Origin of the sequence: Streptomyces canus (assembly GCF_001514145.1) — a bacterium.
Lineage (GTDB): Bacteria > Actinomycetota > Actinomycetes > Streptomycetales > Streptomycetaceae > Streptomyces > Streptomyces canus.
Genome location: NZ_KQ948664.1, coordinates 114,948 through 133,048 on the forward strand (window position 1 = coordinate 114,948; position 18,101 = coordinate 133,048).

At 69.8% G+C, this 18,101-nt stretch carries 15 protein-coding genes; 8 read left to right on the forward strand and 7 right to left on the reverse strand.

The window, feature by feature from the left end:
• Positions 1-9: 9 nt before the first annotated feature.
• The 3 genes from AQJ46_RS27570 to AQJ46_RS27580 are packed head-to-tail and all read right to left on the reverse strand — an operon-like array spanning position 10 to position 2,781.
• Positions 10-921 (reverse strand): ABC transporter ATP-binding protein, encoded by a 912-nt coding sequence (locus AQJ46_RS27570; protein ID WP_059208138.1) that lies wholly within the window; start codon positions 919-921, stop codon positions 10-12.
• Positions 918-1,826 carry a hypothetical protein gene (locus tag AQJ46_RS27575; RefSeq protein ID WP_059208139.1) on the reverse strand — a complete coding sequence of 303 codons (909 nt, stop codon included), beginning with the start codon at positions 1,824-1,826 and terminating at the stop codon, positions 918-920. Before AQJ46_RS27575 ends, AQJ46_RS27570 begins: the two co-directional genes overlap by 4 nt.
• Positions 1,816-2,781 carry an ABC transporter ATP-binding protein gene (locus AQJ46_RS27580; RefSeq protein WP_059208362.1) on the reverse strand — a complete coding sequence of 322 codons (966 nt, stop codon included), beginning with the start codon at positions 2,779-2,781 and terminating at the stop codon, positions 1,816-1,818. Before AQJ46_RS27580 ends, AQJ46_RS27575 begins: the two co-directional genes overlap by 11 nt.
• Before the next feature lie 248 nt (positions 2,782-3,029).
• Here AQJ46_RS27580 and AQJ46_RS27585 point away from each other — a divergent pair, with 248 nt between their 5' ends.
• The 8 genes from AQJ46_RS27585 to AQJ46_RS27620 all read left to right on the forward strand — a co-directional run bounded on the left by AQJ46_RS27585 (position 3,030) and on the right by AQJ46_RS27620 (position 10,539).
• Positions 3,030-3,872: a M24 family metallopeptidase gene (locus AQJ46_RS27585; protein ID WP_059208140.1), complete on the forward strand. Its 843-nt coding sequence runs from the start codon at positions 3,030-3,032 to the stop codon at positions 3,870-3,872.
• Positions 3,869-5,626 carry an SDR family oxidoreductase gene (locus AQJ46_RS27590; RefSeq protein ID WP_059208141.1) on the forward strand — a complete coding sequence of 586 codons (1,758 nt, stop codon included), beginning with the start codon at positions 3,869-3,871 and terminating at the stop codon, positions 5,624-5,626. Before AQJ46_RS27585 ends, AQJ46_RS27590 begins: the two co-directional genes overlap by 4 nt.
• The gene (locus AQJ46_RS27595) at positions 5,623-6,492 is read left to right on the forward strand and encodes a metal-dependent hydrolase (protein ID WP_059208142.1); all 870 of its coding nucleotides are present in this window, start codon (positions 5,623-5,625) and stop codon (positions 6,490-6,492) included. Before AQJ46_RS27590 ends, AQJ46_RS27595 begins: the two co-directional genes overlap by 4 nt.
• Positions 6,489-7,427 (forward strand): MerR family transcriptional regulator, encoded by a 939-nt coding sequence (locus AQJ46_RS27600; RefSeq protein WP_059208143.1) that lies wholly within the window; start codon positions 6,489-6,491, stop codon positions 7,425-7,427. Before AQJ46_RS27595 ends, AQJ46_RS27600 begins: the two co-directional genes overlap by 4 nt.
• A gap of 122 nt (positions 7,428-7,549) precedes the next feature.
• Positions 7,550-8,122 (forward strand): RNA 2'-phosphotransferase, encoded by a 573-nt coding sequence (locus AQJ46_RS27605; protein WP_059208144.1) that lies wholly within the window; start codon positions 7,550-7,552, stop codon positions 8,120-8,122.
• 49 nt (positions 8,123-8,171) lie between these two features.
• The gene (locus AQJ46_RS27610; protein WP_059208363.1) at positions 8,172-8,615 is read left to right on the forward strand and encodes a hypothetical protein; all 444 of its coding nucleotides are present in this window, start codon (positions 8,172-8,174) and stop codon (positions 8,613-8,615) included.
• A 51-nt stretch (positions 8,616-8,666) separates the two neighbouring features.
• The gene (locus tag AQJ46_RS27615; RefSeq protein WP_059208145.1) at positions 8,667-9,569 is read left to right on the forward strand and encodes an LLM class flavin-dependent oxidoreductase; all 903 of its coding nucleotides are present in this window, start codon (positions 8,667-8,669) and stop codon (positions 9,567-9,569) included.
• Between the two features lie 85 nt (positions 9,570-9,654).
• The gene (locus AQJ46_RS27620) at positions 9,655-10,539 is read left to right on the forward strand and encodes a Cof-type HAD-IIB family hydrolase (RefSeq protein WP_208616993.1); all 885 of its coding nucleotides are present in this window, start codon (positions 9,655-9,657) and stop codon (positions 10,537-10,539) included.
• A 14-nt stretch (positions 10,540-10,553) separates the two neighbouring features.
• On the opposite strand, the gene cydD is transcribed toward AQJ46_RS27620, so the two are convergent.
• From cydD to hisC, 4 genes are all read right to left on the reverse strand, one after another.
• Entirely contained in the window at positions 10,554-14,057 is a 3,504-nt protein-coding gene (cydD, locus tag AQJ46_RS27625; protein ID WP_059208147.1) for a thiol reductant ABC exporter subunit CydD, read from the reverse strand.
• A gap of 12 nt (positions 14,058-14,069) precedes the next feature.
• Complete coding sequence (cydB, locus tag AQJ46_RS27630) at positions 14,070-15,074, reverse strand: cytochrome d ubiquinol oxidase subunit II (protein WP_059208148.1); 1,005 nt, start codon at positions 15,072-15,074, stop codon at positions 14,070-14,072.
• Between the two features lie 18 nt (positions 15,075-15,092).
• Positions 15,093-16,601: a cytochrome ubiquinol oxidase subunit I gene (locus AQJ46_RS27635; RefSeq protein ID WP_059208149.1), complete on the reverse strand. Its 1,509-nt coding sequence runs from the start codon at positions 16,599-16,601 to the stop codon at positions 15,093-15,095.
• Between the two features lie 184 nt (positions 16,602-16,785).
• Positions 16,786-17,865, reverse strand: coding sequence for a histidinol-phosphate transaminase (gene hisC / locus AQJ46_RS27640; protein ID WP_059208150.1), 1,080 nt, complete (start codon positions 17,863-17,865; stop codon positions 16,786-16,788).
• Between the last annotated feature and the right edge of the window lie 236 nt (positions 17,866-18,101).

An 18,101-nucleotide genomic window follows, 5' to 3' on the forward strand; every position in this document is an offset into this window, starting at 1 on the left:
TTCGGCCTCCTACGCCGCGACAAGATACGAGAAGACGGACTCGAGGGACTCGTCGGACGGCGAGACCGTGAGCAGCCGGATGCCGTGGTCGCGCGCGACCTTGGGCAACAGCGCGGTGAACCGGCCGAAGTCGACCGCCTGGATGCGCAACGCGCCCTCCGCCAGGTCGACTTCGATGCCGGACGTCGACGGGTCGGCGATCAGCGCGGCCGCGAGGGCGCGGTCGTCGCTGGAACGCACCAGGTAGCGGTGCGGACGGTCCGTCATCAGGCGGCGGATCCTGCGGAAGTCACCGCTGGCCGCGTGCCGGCCCGCGACGACGACCTCGATGTGCCAGGCGAGCTGCTCGACCTCTTCGAGGATGTGCGAGGAGAACAGCACGGTACGGCCCTCGTCGCCCATGCGCCGCAGCAGGTCCATGAGCTGCATGCGCTGGCGCGGGTCCATGCCGTTGAACGGTTCGTCGAGCAGGAGCAGCGAGGGGTCGTGGACCAGCGCGGACGCCATCTTCACGCGCTGGCGCATGCCCTTGGAGTACGTCGAGATCTTGCGGTCCTGCGCGTACTCCATCTCGACCGTGGCCAGCGCCTTCTGGGCGGCCTTGGCGCCCAGGCCGTGCAACTCGGCGTTGGCGACGACAAATTCGCGGCCGGTGAGGAAGTCGTACATCGCCTCGCGCTCGGGGACGATGCCGATGTGCCGGTAGATCGCCTCGTTGCGCCACACCTGCTGGCCGTCGAGGGTGACGGTGCCGGTGGAGGGGGCGAGGAAGCCGCCCATCATGTTGATGAGGGTGGACTTTCCGGCGCCGTTGGGGCCGAGGAGGCCGGTGACGCCGGGGCCGATCGTCATGGTGATGTCGTTGACGGCGACCACGTTGCCGAACCAGCGGGAGACATGGTCGATCTGGAGCGTGGTCACAGTCCCACCTTCTTGTAGCGACGCATCAGGAGGCCGTAACAGGCGGCGATCAGGCCGAGAACGGCCAGGACGTAGACCACGCCCTCACCGCTCGACGGGCCGACCGCTCCCGGGAACGCCGAGCTCGCGCCGAGGAACGCGGACTGCAGTCCGTCGATGAGCGTGACCGGCGAGAACAGGCCGATCCACGGAATGGCACCGGAGCTGCCCTGGGCGTCGGCGATCGCCTGGACGGTGGAGACCGCGCCGTAGGAGATGGTCAGCACGGCGATCACCGCCGCGATACCGAAGCCGCGACGAGGGGTGACCGCCGCGATGACCAGGCCGATACCGGCGAAGAGCAGCGAGAGCAGCGCCACGGAGACGAGTCCCTGGCCGAACCCCTTGGTCTGGTCGGCGAAGTCCAGCTTGGCCAGCAGCGCGCCCACGTAGAGCACGATCAGCGGGGCGGCGGTCAGGATGAACATCGCCGAGGCCAGCGCCGCGTACTTCGCGCGCACGTAGTCCGCGGTCTCGATGGGCCGCGAGAAGTAGAGCGGCACGGTCTTGAAGCGCAGGTCGCGCGAGACGGACTGAGGGGCCTGCGAGGCGACGTACAGGCTGATGACGGCCTGCATGATGATCGCGTAGCGCGTGTAGTCGACGGGCAGGTCGTTCGCCTTCGTGGCGACCGCGACGGCCACCATGATGGCCGCGGGCACGCACATCACGACGAACAGCAGCATCGGCAGCACCTTGGACTTCACCGAACGGCCGAGGCCGTAGGCGCCGCGCAGGGACTGCGAGTAGAGCGAGCGGGTGGCGTAGGAGCGGCCGAGGCGAGGACCGTCGTAGGTGCGGTAGCCGATGTTGTGGATGCGGGTCTGGTCGCCCGAGGGGGCGGTGACCGGGTTCTCAACTGCCATGGCCGACGGCCTCCTTCCGCTGCTCGTCCTCGTTCGTGAAGACTTCCGAGATGTGGTGCCTGCGCTGCTCCATGCGCACCAGGCCGAGACCGAGGTCGGCGACGACGTCCCGGACGAGGTCGTAGGTCTCCTCGCCCTGGGCGGTCAGCAGCAGGATGTGGCCGGCGCCCGGCAGACCGCTCTGGGAGTCCAGGGCCTCCACCCCGCGCGCGTGGAGCGCCTCGCGCACCGCGCGGGTGCCGTCCGGGTGCTCGTCGCTGTCGGTGACCTCGACCGCGAGGGTCGTCGTGGTCTGGGTGAAGTCGGTGGTGGAGCTGGAGCGCAGGAGCTTGCCGCCGTCGATGACGACGACGTGGTCGCAGGTGCGCTCGAGTTCACCCAGGAGGTGCGAGGTCACCAGGACCGAGATGCCGAAGTCGGTGTAGATACGGCGGATCAGGCCCAGCATGTCGTCGCGGCCGACAGGGTCGAGGCCGTTGGTCGGCTCGTCGAGGAAGACCAGCTGCGGGTCGTGCACCAGGGCCTGCGCGAGCTTCACGCGCTGCTTCATGCCGGTGGAGTAACCGCCGATGGGCCGGTAGCGCTCCTCGTACAGGCCGACATGGCGCAGGGTGTCCGCGGTGCGTTCGCGCGCGGCGGTGGGCGGCAGACCGGACATGCGGGCCATGTGCACGACGAACTCGGTGGCCGAGACGTCCGGCGGCAGGCAGTCGTGTTCCGGCATGTAGCCGACGCGCTCGCGGATGGCGGCGCCCTTGGTCGCGACGTCGAGCCCGAGCACTTCGGCACGGCCCTCGGAGGCGGGGGACAGACCCAACAGGATCTTGATCATGGTGGACTTGCCGGCTCCGTTGGCGCCGACGAGTCCGGTCACGCCGGCTCCGACGTCCAAGGAGAGCCGGTCAAGAGCGGTCACCCGGGGGAACCGCTTGCTCAGGCTTTCGGTCGCGATCACAGTCACGTCGTCGACAGTAGTGACGCGGACCACTCAGGTCGTCACCCCGCAGAGCTGCATCGGCATCAGACTCCAGAGGTACGGGCACCTAGGGGTCACCCTGAAGTAGAACAACGCGGCCTCCGTTTTCCACATCGGCGGGTTTTTCCACAGGCCGACCCAGCCCTATTGACGCAGCCTCTAACAACTGTCACATTCGCCAGTGTCACGTTACGGGCACGTACCGCAGTCGACGGGGACGAGGCGGCATGACGACGGCAGCGAACAGCGGACTCTCCACCCGATTGCGGGGATTCCGGCAGGTCCAGCGGCTCGCGTACGAGTGCGCCGAGGCGGTCGCGGCCCGTCTGGAGCCCGGCGTGAGCGAGCGGCAGGCCGCCCGGATGCAGCGCGAGTGGTTGCGTGAGCGGGGCGTACGCGACTGGTTCCATCTGCCGTTCGCCTGGTTCGGGGACCGTACGGCGTTCACGGGCTTCCGCGTTCCGCTGCAGTTCTTCCCGACCGACCGCCGCCTGACGCCCGGCATGCCGTTCATCCTGGACATGGCTCCGGTGTACCAGGGCTTCACCGCCGACATCGGCTACTCCGGCTCGCTGGGAAGCAACCCCGTCCAGGACCGACTGATGGCCGACCTGGAAGCGCACCGCGAGCTGATCCTGCGCGAGGTCCGAGAGCGGCGGTCGCTGCGCGAGATCTACGAGGACGTGGACCGCCTCATGGTCCGCCAGGGCTACGCCAACCGGCACCGCGCGTACCCCTTCGGCGTGATCGCCCACAAGGTCGACCAGGTCAAGCAGCGCCGCTGGTCGCCGCATGTCTTCGGGTTCGGCACCCAGTCCCTGAAGGGCCTGGCCGCCGACGCGCTGCACGGCCACCGCGAGGGCTGGTCACCCCTGTGGTCGCCGTACCGCTTCTCCGACCACCCGCCGCAGCCGGGCCTGTGGGCGGTCGAACCCCACCTCGGATTCCGGGGCACGGGCGCGAAGTTCGAGGAGATCCTGGTCGTCACCGACTCCAGGGACCCCGAGCAGAGCGCCTTCTGGCTGGACGACGATCTGCCGCACGTGCGGCGCTGGGTGGAGGCGAAGTGAGCTTGCTGGAGGGTGCGCGGGAACGCCGGGTGCGGACCGGTGGCGTCGAACTGTGCGTGGCCGAACTGGGCGACCCGGGGCAGCCGACCGTGGTCCTGGTGCACGGCTACCCGGACAGCAAGGAGGTCTGGGCCCAGGTCGCGGCCCGTCTCGCCGACCGCTTCCACGTCGTGCTCTACGACGTCCGGGGCCACGGCCGGTCGACGGCACCGAAGCCGCTGCGCGGCGGGTTCACACTGGAGAAGCTGACGGACGACTTCCTGGCCGTCGCGGACGCCGTCAGCCCGGACCGGCCCGTGCACCTGGTCGGACACGACTGGGGCTCGGTGCAGGCCTGGGAGTTCGTCACCGTCCCGCGCACCGAGGGGCGCATCGCGTCCTTCACCTCGATGTCCGGACCGTCCCTCGACCACCTCGGCCACTGGATCGCCGGACGCCTCAGGCGCCCCACCCCGCGCCGGGCCGGCCAGCTCCTCGGGCAGAGCGCCAAATCCTGGTACGTCTACCTGCTGCACACCCCTGGCCTGCCCGAACTGGCCTGGCGCGGTCCGCTCGGCAAGGTGTGGCCCCGCCTCCTCGAGCGCGCCGAGAAGGTCCCCGCCGACGGCTACCCGACGTCCTCGCTGCGCACCGACGCGGCCCACGGCGCGTGGCTGTACCGGGACAACGTCCGGGCCCGGCTGCGCCGCCCGCGCACCGACGCGTACGCACACGCGCCCGTGCAGCTCATCACGCCCCTGGGGGACGCGTTCCTCTCGGAGAAGCTCTGCGACGGCCTGGAGCAGTGGGCACCCCAGCTGACCCGGCGCACCCTCCCCGCCAAGCACTGGGTCCCGCGCTCACGCCCGGACCAGCTGTCCGCGTGGATCACGGAGTTCGTCACGTCCGTCGAAGGCGGCCGGACCGCCGTGCGGGCGAGCGGGAAGTACGCCGACCGGTTCGGCGGACAGCTCGTGCTGGTCACCGGCGCGGGCAGCGGCATCGGCCGCGCCACGGCGTTCGCCTTCGCGGAGGCCGGCGCGCGCGTGGTCGCCGTCGACCGGGACACCGAGTCCGCCGCCCGCACCGCGGAACTGTCCCGGCTGGTCGGCGCCCCCGAGGCCTGGGCGGAGACCGTCGACGTCTCCGACGAACAGGCCATGGAGAAACTGGCCGACAAGGTCGCCTCCGAGTACGGCGTGGTGGACGTCCTGGTCAACAACGCCGGAATCGGCCTCGGCGGCTCCTTCCTCGACACCACCACCGAGGACTGGAAGAGGGTCCTCGACGTCAACCTGTGGGGCGTCATCCACGGCTGCCGGCTCTTCGGCAAGCAGATGGTGGAGCGCGGACAGGGCGGCCACATCGTCAACACCGCCTCGGCGGCCGCCTATCAGCCCTCCAAGGCACTGTCCGCCTACGGCACCTCCAAGGCGGCCGTCCTCATGCTCAGCGAGAGCCTGCGCGCCGAACTCGCGGGCCGGGGCATCGGGGTGAGCGCGATCTGCCCCGGCTTCGTCAACACCAACATCACCTCCACCGCGCGCTTCGCGGGTGTCGACGCCGACGAGGAGAAACGCCGCCAGAAACGCACGGCCCGCCTCTACGGGCTGCGGAACTACCCGCCCGAGAAGGTCGCCGACGCGATCCTGCGAGCGGTCGTGCGCAACCAGGCCGTCGTACCGGTCACGCCCGAGGCCCGCGGCGCGCGCGTCATGGCCCGGTGGGCGCCGAAGGCACTCCGGGCGATCGCACGGCTGGAGCCGCCGCTGTGAGCCCCGAGATCGCCCCGCGCCGGGTGTCCTTCGACTGGTCCCGCACGCCCCTGCACTGGATCCCCGGCGAGCCCACCGCGACCCACGTCATCAATGTGCTGCACCTGCTGCTGCCGGCGGGGGAGCGCTGGTTCGTGAAAGTCCTCAAAGAAGGCCTGCCGCTGGTCAGTGACCCCGAACTCCGCGCCGACGTCAAGGGGTTCATGGGCCAGGAGGCCACGCACAGCGTCCAGCACACGCACGTACTGGACCATCTGGCCGCGCAGCGGCTCGACACCGCCGGCTTCACCAAGTACGTCGACTTCCTCTTCGAGCGGCTGCTCGGCGAGCGCCCGCCCCTCAACGCGCCCATTCCCGCGCGCGAGTGGCTGCGCTTCCGGCTGTCGATCGTCGCCGCCATCGAACAGTTCACGGCCGTGCTCGGCGACTGGGTATTGGCCGCCGACGGACTCGACCGGGCCGGCGCCGACGAGATCATGCTCGACCTGCTGCGCTGGCACGGCGCCGAAGAAGTCGAACACCGCGCGGTCGCCTTCGACATGTACCTACACTGCGGCGGCACCGGAACGCCCCGATACGCGCGCCGGATCGCGGGCATGGCGGTCACCGCCCCGGTGATGCTCCACCTGTGGCTGTGGGGGACGGCCTACCTGATCCGTCACGACCCACAGCTCGCGGGACGTCTGCGCTACTCCCTCAAGGAGCACGAGAGGGCCGTACGAAAAGGACTGCTACCGGCCTGGCGAGAGCTCGGCGCGGCCGTACCGCGGTACCTCCGGCGGTCCTACCACCCCTCGCAGGAGGGGTCGTTGAGCCGTGCGGTGGAGTACCTGAAGCGGTCACCGGCGGCGAGGGGCGCCGCGTGAGCGACGCCCCCGCCCACCGGATCGAGGACCTCGCCCACCTCAGCGGCGCCACCGTCCGCACCATCCGCGCCTACCAGGACCGCGGACTGCTCCCCCGCCCCGAGCGCCGCGGCCGGGCCAACATCTACACCGACACCCACCTCGTCCGGCTGCGCCAGATCGCCGATCTCCTCGACCGCGGCTACGGCCTGGCCTCCATCAAGGAGCTCCTGGAGGCCTACGACTCCGGCCGTGGCCTCGGCGGCATCCTCGGGCTTGTCGCCGAGGTCGACGGCCCGTGGACCGACGAGGAGGCCGTCCGGATCTCCCGCGCCGAGCTGGACGCCCGCTTCGGCGGCACCCCCGACGAGGCCGCGGTCGCCGAGGCGGTGGAGCTCGGCGTACTGGAGCCGGTACCCGGCGACGACGGTTTCTTCCTTGTGCCGAGCCCCCAAGAACTCGCCGTGGCCGCCGAGTTGTACGCGGCCGGGGTCCCGCTCTCCGCGATCTCCGGCCACCTGCGGGAGTTGAGGGGACAGGTCGAGCACATCGCCGCCCGTTTCCTGGAGTTCACCACCGAGCACGTCTTCGCGCGCTACCTGGAAGGACCGCACCAGCCGACCGACACGGACGCCGCCGAAGCGGCCTCTCTCGTCCGACGGCTGCGGCCGCTCGCACAGCAGACCGTGGACGCCGAACTCGCCCGCGCGATGCGGACATTGGCGGTTCGACACCTGCGGCAGCACCTCGCCTCCGGCGAGACGCCGGATGGACGTCGGACGTCACGTTCCGTGTCCGTGCCCGAGGAGACGATGCGGGCGGTGGAAGGGCTGGTTGGGGCGGAGCGGGCGGCGGAGTTCTTTGTGCTGGCGGCTGAACGGGAGGTCCGGGCAAGGGCGTTGGATGCGCTCACGTCAAATGGTCGACCCCCAGTCGATCTTGACGAAGAGGACTGACTTGCCAGGGAGTTGTCCACAGAAACGCCAAGTAGCCTGTGGATAACTACAGTTGGTTGTGGATCAAACATCCGGCCCAAAATCATTCGCGTGATTCACGTCTCTCCCGGCACCCTGGCGGGATGAACGAGAACAAGCCACGCGAGAGGGACGAGAGACGCACCGTGAAGGTCTCGAAGTACCTCTCCAAGCATCTGCGCCACCAGCCCGAGCGCATCGGGCTCACGCTCGACGAGGCCGGCTGGGTCGAGATCGACGCCCTGCTCGCCGCGACCGCCGCGCACAACTTCCGCATCAGCCGGGAAGAACTGGACCAGGTCGTCGCCGCGAACGACAAACAACGCTTCGCCGTCGACGGCACACGCATCCGCGCCAGCCAGGGCCACAGCATCGACGTCGACCTCGGCCTGCCACCGGCGACCCCGCCGCCGTACCTCTACCACGGCACGGTGGCGCGCTACCTGGACGCGATCCGCGCCGAGGGACTGCGCCCCATGAACCGGCACGACGTACACCTCTCGCCCGACCGCGAGACCGCGACCCGGGTCGGCGCCCGCCGCGGCCGCCCCGTCGTGCTCTCCGTGCACGCGGAAGCCATGCACCGCGACAGCCATGTCTTCCACGTCAGCGCGAACGGCGTCTGGTTGACCCAGTCCGTCCCACCGCGCTATCTGCGGTTTCCGGAGCAGCACTGAGCATCGGCGGGAGATGATCGACGCCATGGACCACGACATGGACCATCGCATGGACCACCTCCCCACCACCGAAGCCGCCGTCACCGCGCTCCGCGCCCTCGCCGCCGCTTACGGGCTCGCGATCGAGGTGACCCACGACATCGGCGCCGACCAGACCTCCCGCCGCAGCTCCGCGGGCGTCGGCGTCACCACCGACCCGGACGGCACCCTGCCCCACGAGGCCTACGTCGAGCTCGGCGGCCGGCCCCTGGTGGATGTGCGGCTGTTCCCGGAAGACGACGCCCTGATCACCGTCGACGGAGTCGAGTGCCCGGACATCGCCCGCGACGACGTCCCCGCCTTTCTCCGCGCACTCTACGAAGGCCATGCCTGGGTGAAGACACGCCGCTTCCCGCCCAGCCATTTCCTCATGGTGCCGCTCCCGGGCGACCGCGTGCACAAGGAGTTCATCCCGGTCGGACTCGGCCCCTGGCTCAACGGCCGCACACAGTGACCGTGAGTCACGGTTTCACGTGAAACACGGCCGACGCATACGCTCGGACCCATGAGTCTGCGTCTGAGCACCGTGATCCTCCCCTACCGCCGCTGGAAAGAGGGGAGCCGCGAGGCATGGCAGCGCGCGGACCAGCTCGGCTTCCACACCGGATACACCTACGACCACCTGTCCTGGCGCACCTTCCGCGACGGCCCCTGGTTCGGTGCCCTGCCCACGCTGACCGGCGCCGCAGGCGTGACCGACCGGCTGCGCCTGGGCACCCTGGTGACCTCGCCGAACTTCCGGCACCCGGTGAACCTCGCCAAGGAACTGATCACCCTCGACGACATCTCCGGCGGCCGCGTCACCCTCGGTATCGGCGCGGGCGGCACCGGCTTCGACGCCACCGCGCTCGGCCAGGATCCGTGGAGCCCGCGCGAGCGTGCCGACCGGCTCGCCGAGTTCGTCCCGCTGCTCGACCGCCTGCTCCGCGAGGACTCGGTGTCCTACGACGGCGACTTCTACTCGGCGCACGAGGCCCGCAACATCCCCGGCTGTGTCCAGCGGCCCAGGCTGCCCTTCGCCGTGGCCGCCACCGGGCCCCGTGGCCTGCGGCTCGCCGCACGCCACGGGCAGGCGTGGGTGACCACCGGAGACCCGAAGCTCTACGAGAACGGCACGCCCGAGCAGTCCCTCCAGGCCCTCCGCGGCCAGGTCGAGAAGCTCACCGATGCCTGCGTGTCGCTCGGCCGGGACGTGAACTCGCTCGGCAAGATCCTGCTCACCGGCTTCACCCCGGACCGCGGGCGCCCGCTGGAGTCCCTCGACGCCTTCGTCGACTTCGCGGGCCGCCACCGGGAGCTCGGCTTCACGGAGCTCGTGATCCACTGGCCGATCCCCGACTCGGACTTCGCCGCCGACGAGAAGGTCTTCGAGCAGATCGCCATGGAGGCACCGGCACAGCTGGGCTGAGGCGGCAGCACCGGGGCGAGTGAGGTCCGCTCCTGCCGTCATCTCTGTCTCACCTGTACGGGCACCCGTCCGGTCGTACAGGCGTATGCGGGAGAATGAGCGGGTGACCTCAGCTACTCGACAGCCCGAGACCCCGGCCGCCGACATACCTCCGCGCCTGATTGCCACCGACCTCGACGGCACTCTGCTGCGCGACGACAAGTCGGTGTCCCCCCGCACGGTCGCTGCTCTCGCCGCCGCCGAGGAGGCGGGCATCGAGGTCTTCTTCGTCACCGGCCGCCCGGCCCGCTGGATGGACGTCGTCAGCGACCACGTCCACGGCCACGGCCTCGCCATCTGCGGCAACGGCGCAGCGGTGGTCGACCTGCACGGCGGCCCCGGCGCCCACCGGTTCGTGAAGGTGCGCGAGCTGGCACGGGAGAACGCGCTGGAGGCCGTAGGGCTGCTGAGGGAGGCGGCGCCCGGCACGGTGTACGCGGTGGAGCAGACGTACGGCTTCTACCAGGAGCCGGACTATCCCAAGCTGCACATGGAGATCCCCGACAACCTCGCACCGGCCGAGGAGCTGCTGGCCGAGGACGGTCCCGGTGCCGCCGAGCCGGTGCTGAAGATTCTCGCCTACCACCCCTCGATCGACCCGGACGCCTTCCTCACCCTCTCGCGCCTCGCCATCGGCGACCGCGCCAACGTCACCCGGTCCAGCCCCAGCGCACTGCTGGAGATCAGCGGACCCGGCGTCTCCAAGGCCAGCACGCTCGCCCTGTGCTGCGCCGAACGCGGAATCTCGCACGAGGAGGTCGTCGCGTTCGGGGACATGCCCAACGACGTCGAGATGCTCACCTGGGCCGGACAGTCGTACGCGATGGGCAACGCCCACCCGGACGTGATCGCCGCGGCCTCGGGCCGGACCGTCGCCAACAACGACGACGGGGTGGCCGTCGTGATCGAGAGGATGCTGGAACGGCGGTAGGGGGCCGCTGCGGTTCAGCCGACCGGAGCCCCGTGTGCCGCCACCAGCAGCTCCGACTCCGCCTCCCGCTCGGCCATCGCGCGCAAAGGCCCCTCCACGCCCGCCAGCTCCGCGTAGGAACCGCGCTGCGCGACCCGTCCCTCATCGAGGACGACCACCTCGTCCACCGACTCGAGTCCTGCCAGCCGGTGCGTGATGAGGAGTGTCGTACGGCCTTCGGTGGCGGCCAGCAGATCGGCGGTGAGCGCGTCGGCGGTGGGCAGGTCGAGGTGCTCGGCGGGCTCGTCCAGGACGAGGACCGGGAAGTCGGCGAGCAGCGCCCGGGCCAGCGCGAGCCGCTGCCGCTGACCACCGGACAGCCACGCCCCGTGCTCCCCGATCAGGGTGTCGAATCCGTCGGGCAGGCTCTCGGCCCAGTCGAGCAGACGGGCGCGGTTCAGCGCTTCCCGCAGCTCGTCCTCGGTCGCGTCCTTCTTGGCGAGGAGCAGGTTCTCGCGCACCGAGCTGTCGAAGAGATGGGCGTCCTGCGCGCACAACCCCACCAGCCGCCGTACGTCGTCGCTGTGCAGCCCGTAGGCGTCCACGCCGCCCAGCGTGTAGGTGCCGGCGTCCGCGTCCAGGAAGCGCAGCAGCACCTGCGCGAGCGTGGTCTTGCCGGAGCCGGATGCGCCCACAACGGCGATCCTCCGGCCCTCCGCCAGGCTCAGGTCGAGGCACGTGAGCGCGTCCCGGTCCTGACCCTCGTACCGAGTGGTCAGCCCCTTGAGGACGACCGGGAACGGGGAGGCGGGCGCCTGCCCGGCGGTATCCGGTTCCCGTACCGGCTCGGGCGCGTCCAGCACCTCGTGGACGCGCTCCGCGCTCCTGCGCACCCGCTGCCGGTACTGCACGGCGAGCGGCAGCCCGAGCACGGCCTCGAAGGCTGCCAGTGGAGTGAGCACCACGACGGCCATGGCGACCCCGCCGAGCCGCCCGGAGGCGACCGCCTGGGCGCCGACGAGGGCGGTGGTGGTGACGGTCAGGCCGCAGATCAGGGCGGTGAGGCCGTCACCGAGGGCGGTGGCGGTGGCGGCACGGGAGGCGATCCGGGTGAGGACGCCGTCCGCCCGCCGTGCCTCGGCGGTACGGGCGGGCAGAGCACCGGCGACGGTCAACTCCGCGGTCCCGGTGAGGAGATCGGTCACCCGCGTTGCCAGCTCCCCGCGGGCGGGGGCGAGACGGCGTTCGGCGCGGCGAGCCACGGCTGCGGTGATGAGCGGGACACCGGCACCGGCGGCCAGCAGGCCCACGGCGAGCGCGGCACCTGCCTCGGGCAGCAACCAGGCCGTGAAGCCCACGGAGGCCGTGGACACGACGAGCGCGGCGCCGGCGGGCAACAGCCAGCGCAGCCAGTAGTCCTGGAGGGCGTCCACGTCGGAGACGAGCCGTGAGAGCAGATCACCCCGGCGGGCCGTCCGCAGACCGGCCGGCGCCAGTCGCTCCAGGCGCCGGTACACGGCGACCCGGGTGTCGGCGAGCATCCGCAGCACGGCGTCGTGCGACACCAGGCGCTCCGCGTACCGGAACACGGCCCGGCCGATCCCGAAGGCCCTGGTCGCTGTCACGGCCACCATCAGATAGAGCACGGGTGGCTGCTGCGAGGCCCGCGAGATCAGCCACCCGGAGGTGGCCATCAGGCCCACCGCACTGCCGAGCGCGAGGCTCCCGAGCAGCAGCGCGAGCGCGAGTCGGCCTCGTCGGGGGCCGGACATGGCACGGACGCGGGAGAGAACGCTGCGCGCCCGTGCTGGCGGCTCGGTCGTTTCGGGCTCGGCCGAAGCAGGGCTGTTGTCCTCGACCGCATGTGCTGCGGACGCCCCGGCCAGGGCCTCCACGGGAGCCTGTACCGCCGGCTCCGCCAGCCGCACCACCCGGTCCGCCACCCCCAGCAGCGCCGGTCGGTGCACCACCAGCAGCACCGTCCGCCCGGCCGCGAGTCGCCGTACCGCCGCCACGACCTCCGCCTCGGTGGCTCCGTCGAGCGCCGCCGTCGGCTCGTCGAGGAGCAGCACAGGCCGATCCGCGAGGAACGCCCGGGCCAGCGCGAGCCGCTGGCGCTGCCCGGCGGACAGCCCGGCCCCATCCTCGCCGAGCACGGTGTCGACCCCCAGAGGCAACGCGTCGATGAACTCCAGCGCCTCCGCGTCCCCCAATGCCCTTCGCACGGCGGCCTCGTCGGCGTCGGGCCGGGCCAGCCGTACGTTCTCGGCGATCGTCCCGGCGAACAACTGCGGCCTCTGCGGCACCCACGCGATACGTGACCGCCACTCCTCCAGGTCGAGTTCTGCGAGATCGGCTCCCCCGATCCGCACCCGTCCCTCGGCCGGCGGCACGAATCCCAGCAGCACGTTCAGCAGCGTCGACTTGCCCGCGCCGCTGGGACCGACCAGCGCGACCGTCTCCCCGGGCGCGACCTCGAAGGACACGTCCGCGACGGCGTCATCCGAGCGCCCCGGGTACATGACCGTGACCCGTTCGAAGGCCAGCGCACCCTCGGGCACCGCGGCGGTACCCGCCCGCGGCACCGGCGTCTCCAGCACCGAGAAGATCTCCTCGGCGGCGGCCAGACCCTCCGCTGCCGCGTGATACTGCGCGCCGACCTGCCGCAGGGGCAGATACGCCTCGGGGGCCAGGATGAGGATGACCAAGCCGTCGTACAGGTGCATCTCGCCATGGACGAGCCGCATCCCGATCGTCACGGCGACCAGCGCCACCGAGAGTGTCGACAGCAACTCCAGGGCGAAAGAGGAGATGAAGGCGATCCGCAGCGTCCGCATGGTCGCCTGGCGGTACTCACCGGTGATGCGTCCAATGGACTCGGCCTGCGCCTTGGCCCGGCCGAACACCTTCAGCGTCGGCAGTCCCGCGACGACGTCCAGGAAGTGCCCCGACAATCGGGACAGCAGCCGCCACTGACGGTCCATCCGGGACTGAGTGGCCCAGCCGATCAGCACCATGAACACGGGGATGAGTGGCAGGGTCCCGACGATGATGGCCGCCGAGACCCAGTCCTCGGTCACGATCCGCGCGAGCACCGCCACCGGCACGACCACCGCCAGTCCCAACTGCGGGAGATAGCGCGAGAAGTAGTCGTCGAGGGCGTCGACCCCCCTGGTGGCGAGGGCGACCAGCGATCCGGTCCGCTGCCCGCTCAGCCACCCGGGCCCCAGCGCCGTCGCCCGCTCCAGCAGACGCCCCCGTAGTTCCGACTTCACCGCGGCACTCGCGCGGTGTGCCGCGAGCTCAGTGAGCCAGGAGACGAACCCGCGACCGGCAGCGACGGCGACCAACAGCAGGAGGGGAGTGCGGAGTTCTGCGACCGCCAGACCATGCTGGAACGCGCCGACCACGACCTCTGCAACGAGCATCGCCTGGGCGATGACCAGCAGGGCACCGAGGCCGCCCAGGCCGACCACGGCCACCAGGAAGAGACGGGTGGCCCGGGCGTACCGCAGCAGACGCGGATCGATTGGTTTCACGTGAAACACACCTCAGTGCGCGGTCTCAGCGATGTGCTGGGTGCCGATGCGCTTGCGGAACACCCAGTAGGTCCAGCCCTGGTAGAGCATCACGAGGGGAGTGGCGATGGCCGCCAGCCACGTCATGATCTTCAGGGTGTACGGGCTCGACGAGGCGTTGGTGACCGTCAGGCTCCAGTCCGCGTTGAGCGAGGACGGCATGACGTTCGGGAACAGCGTCAGGAAGAGCATCGCCACGGCGGCCACGATGGTGACGCCCGACAGGGCGAACGACCAGCCCTCACGCCCGGCCTGGTTGGCCACCAGAGCTGCGACCAGTGCGACCACCGCGACCACCAGCGCGACCAGGCTCTTGGCGTCGCCGCTGTCGACCTGCGTCCAGAGCAGGAAGATCAGCGCCAGCGCGGCCGAGACGAGGCCGACCCGCGTCGCCAGCTTCCGCGCCCGCTCCCGGATCTCCCCGACGGTCTTCAGGGCCGTGAAGACCGTCCCGTGGAAGGTGAACAGTGTCAGCGTCACCAGTCCGCCGAGCAGGGCGTACGGGTTGAGCAGGTCCCAGAGGGTGCCGACATACTCGAAGTGCTGATCGATCTTCACCCCGTGCACGATGTTGCCGAAGGCCACGCCCCACAGGAACGCCGGGAGGAGTGAGGTCCAGAAGATCGCGGCCTCCCAGTTGCGCTGCCAGTTCTCCTCGGGCCGCTTGGCCCGGTACTCGAAGGCGACCCCGCGGACGATCAGGCAGACCAGGATGACCAACAGCGGCAGATAGAAGCCGGAGAAGAGGGTGGCGTACCAGTCAGGGAAGGCGGCGAAGGTGGCACCGCCCGCCGTCAGCAGCCACACCTCGTTGCCGTCCCAGACGGGACCGATGGTGTTGATCAGGACGCGCTTCTCGAGCCGGTCGCGGGCGAGCAGCTTGGTGAGGACACCGACCCCGAAGTCGAAGCCCTCCAGGAAGAAGTAGCCGGTCCACAGGACGGCGATGAGCACGAACCAGACGTCGTGAAGTTCCATGACTCGCTCTCCCTCGGCCTAGTACGAGAAGGCCATCGGCTTGTCGGCGTCACGGGTGTCGCCGCCGATCTTCGTGGGCGGGTTGAGGTCGGCCTCCGTGAGCTCGGGCGGGCCTGCCTTGACGTACTTCACGAGCAGCTTGACCTCGACGACGGCGAGGACGGCGTACAGGGCGGTGAAGGTGATCATCGAGATGAGGACCTCGGCCTGGGAGACGCCGGGGGAGACCGCGTGCCGGGTCTGCAGGACGCCGTAGACGACCCAGGGCTGGCGGCCCATCTCGGTGAAGATCCAGCCCCAGGAGTTGGCGATCAGGGGGAAGCCCAGGGTCCAGATCGACACGAGCCAGTAGAGCCTGCCGAGCTTGGGGTTGAGGGCCTTGTTCTTGAAGAGGACCAGATGCGGTACCTCGTCCTCGCCGACGCGCAGGTGCTGCGGGAGCATGAACTTCTTGCGGGTCAGCCAGAGTCCGGCGAGGCCGATGGCGAAGGACGCCATGCCGAAGCCGATCATCCAGCGGAAGGCCCAGAAGGTGACGGGGATGTTGGGGCGGTAGTCGCCCGGTCCGTACTTCTCCTGCTCGGCCTTGTTGACGTCGTTGATGCCGGGGACGAACGAGGTGAAGTCGTCGTCGGCGAGGAAGGACAGCAGGCCGGGGATCTCGATGGCCACGGTGTTGTGGCCCTTCTCCACGTCGCCGTAGGCGAAGATCGAGAAGGGTGCCGAGTCCTGGCCGTCCCACAGGGCCTCGGCGGCCGCCATCTTCATCGGCTGCTGCTTGAACATGACCTTGCCGAGGGTGTCACCACTGATCGCGGTGAGCATGCCGGCGATGACCACCGTGACCAGGCCGAGGCGCAGCGAGGTCTTCATCACGGCGATGTGCTTCTTGCGGAACAGATGGAAGGCCGCGATGCCCACCATGAAGGCGCCACCGGTCAGGAAGGTGGCCGACATCGTGTGGAAGACCTGGGTGAGCGCGGTGTTCTGGGTCAGCACCGCCCAGAAGTCGGTGAGTTCGGCGCGGCCCTTCTCCTTGTTGATCCGGTAGCCGACGGGGTGCTGCATCCACGAGTTGGCCGCGAGGATGAAGTACGCCGACAGGATCGTTCCGATGGAGACCATCCAGATGCAGGCCAGGTGGATCTTCTTGGGCAACTTGTCCCAGCCGAAGATCCACAGCCCGATGAAGGTGGACTCGAAGAAGAAGGCGATCAGGGCCTCGAAGGCGAGCGGGGCGCCGAAGACATCGCCGACGAAGCGCGAGTAGTCGGACCAGTTCATGCCGAACTGGAACTCCTGCACGATGCCGGTGACCACACCCATCGCGATGTTGATCAGGAAGAGCTTTCCCCAGAACTTGGTGGCCCTGAGGTACTTCTCGTTCTCCGTGCGCACCCACGCGGTCTGGAGACCGGCCGTGAGGGCGGCCAGAGAGATCGTCAGGGGGACGAACAGGAAGTGGTAGACGGTGGTGATGCCGAACTGCCAGCGCGCCAGGGTCTCCGGCGCCAGAGCCAGGTCCACGTCGCCGCTCCTTACCTCACAGGCTTGTGGAACAAATGCTGCGAAGCGACCGCTTGTGAAAGCGTTCACATTCACAAGCCAGTATGCCGCACCTGCTTTCGATAGATGAAGGGGGGTCCCGATTACCTCCGGAACCCCCTCTGCCAACCCGCCCTGATCTGCGCGGACGCGTGGCCGGTGTGAGCTAGAGCTCTTTGCGGAACCCCTCCGCCACCTTCAGGAAGATGTCGTTCGCCTCGGTCTCCCCGATCGTCACCCGCACGCCCTCGCCCGGGAACGGCCGTACGACCACGCCGTGCTGCTCGCACGTCGCCGCGAAGTCCACCGTGCGCTCCCCCAGTCGCAGCCACACGAAGTTGGCCTGGGTCTCGGGCACCGTCCAGCCCTGGGCTCGCAGTCCCTCCACCACACGGTTGCGCTCGCAGACCAGCGAGCCGACCCGGCCCAGGAGTGCGTCCTCGGCCCGCAGCGAGGCGATCGCCGCCTCCTGGGCGACCTGGCTCACTCCGAAGGGCACGGCGGTCTTGCGCAGCGCCGCGGCCACCGGCTCGTGGGCAATGGCGAAGCCGACCCTGAGACCCGCGAGGCCGTACGCCTTGGAGAAGGTGCGCAGCACACAGACGTTGGGGCGCGTGCGGTACAGCTCCACGCCGTCCGGCACCTCGGGGTCACGGATGAACTCGCGGTAGGCCTCGTCGAGCACCACCAGCACGTCACTGGGCACCCGGTCGAGGAACCGTTCCAGCTCGGCCCGCTTCACGACCGTGCCCGTCGGGTTGTTCGGGTTGCAGACGAAGATCAGCCGGGTCCGCTCGGTGATCGCGTCGGCCATCGCGTCCAGGTCGTGCACGTCACCCGCCGTCAGTGGCACCTTCACCGAGGTGGCGCCGCTGATCTGCGTGATGATCGGGTACGCCTCGAAGGACCGCCAGGCGTAGATCACCTCGTCGCCCGGTCCCGAGGTCGCCTGGATCAGCTGCTGGGCGACGCCCACGGAGCCGGTGCCGGTGGCCAGATGGGAGAGCGGAACACCGAAGCGCTCGGACAGCTCGTTCATCAGACCTGTGCAGGCCATGTCCGGGTAGCGGTTGAAGGAGGAGACAGCGGCCGTCACGGTCTCCAGCACCCCCGGCAGCGGCGGATAGGGGTTCTCGTTGGAGGACAGTTTGTAGGCCACCGGACCGCCGGCAGCGGCGGGCTTGCCCGGCTTGTACGTGGGGATACCCTCCAGCTCGGCGCGCAGCTTGGGGCTCGTCTCGCTCACCGCAGTCCTCCTCATGACCACCGACTCATGGCGTCCGACTCCGGCAGCCGGCATCCAATACTGCTCACCTTATGAGGATTGGGTGCCGCTGCGTACAGGTCAGAGCGAACCTCGTCTGCCCCACGGGCATCAGGGGCATCACCGTACGAAGGCAGGCGAAACAGGGGGCGCGGTCACATATATCTATGCGCCGGTGGCTCGCGCCGTGGCGCGCGTCACCCGTGAAGGTGAGTTGA

Bases quoted from the DNA above. Each gene is read 5' to 3' on its own strand.
- AQJ46_RS27615 (WP_059208145.1), top strand. From the start codon at position 8,667: ATGAGTCTGCGTCTGAGCACCGTGATCCTCCCCTACCGCCGCTGGAAA.
- AQJ46_RS27605 (WP_059208144.1), top strand. From the start codon at position 7,550: ATGAACGAGAACAAGCCACGCGAGAGGGACGAGAGACGCACCGTGAAG.
- cydB (WP_059208148.1), bottom strand. From the start codon at position 15,074: ATGGAACTTCACGACGTCTGGTTCGTGCTCATCGCCGTCCTGTGGACC.
- AQJ46_RS27575 (WP_059208139.1), bottom strand. From the start codon at position 1,826: ATGGCAGTTGAGAACCCGGTCACCGCCCCCTCGGGCGACCAGACCCGC.
- AQJ46_RS27620 (WP_208616993.1), top strand. From the start codon at position 9,655: ATGCGGGAGAATGAGCGGGTGACCTCAGCTACTCGACAGCCCGAGACC.
- AQJ46_RS27585 (WP_059208140.1), top strand. From the start codon at position 3,030: ATGACGACGGCAGCGAACAGCGGACTCTCCACCCGATTGCGGGGATTC.
- AQJ46_RS27610 (WP_059208363.1), top strand. From the start codon at position 8,172: ATGGACCACCTCCCCACCACCGAAGCCGCCGTCACCGCGCTCCGCGCC.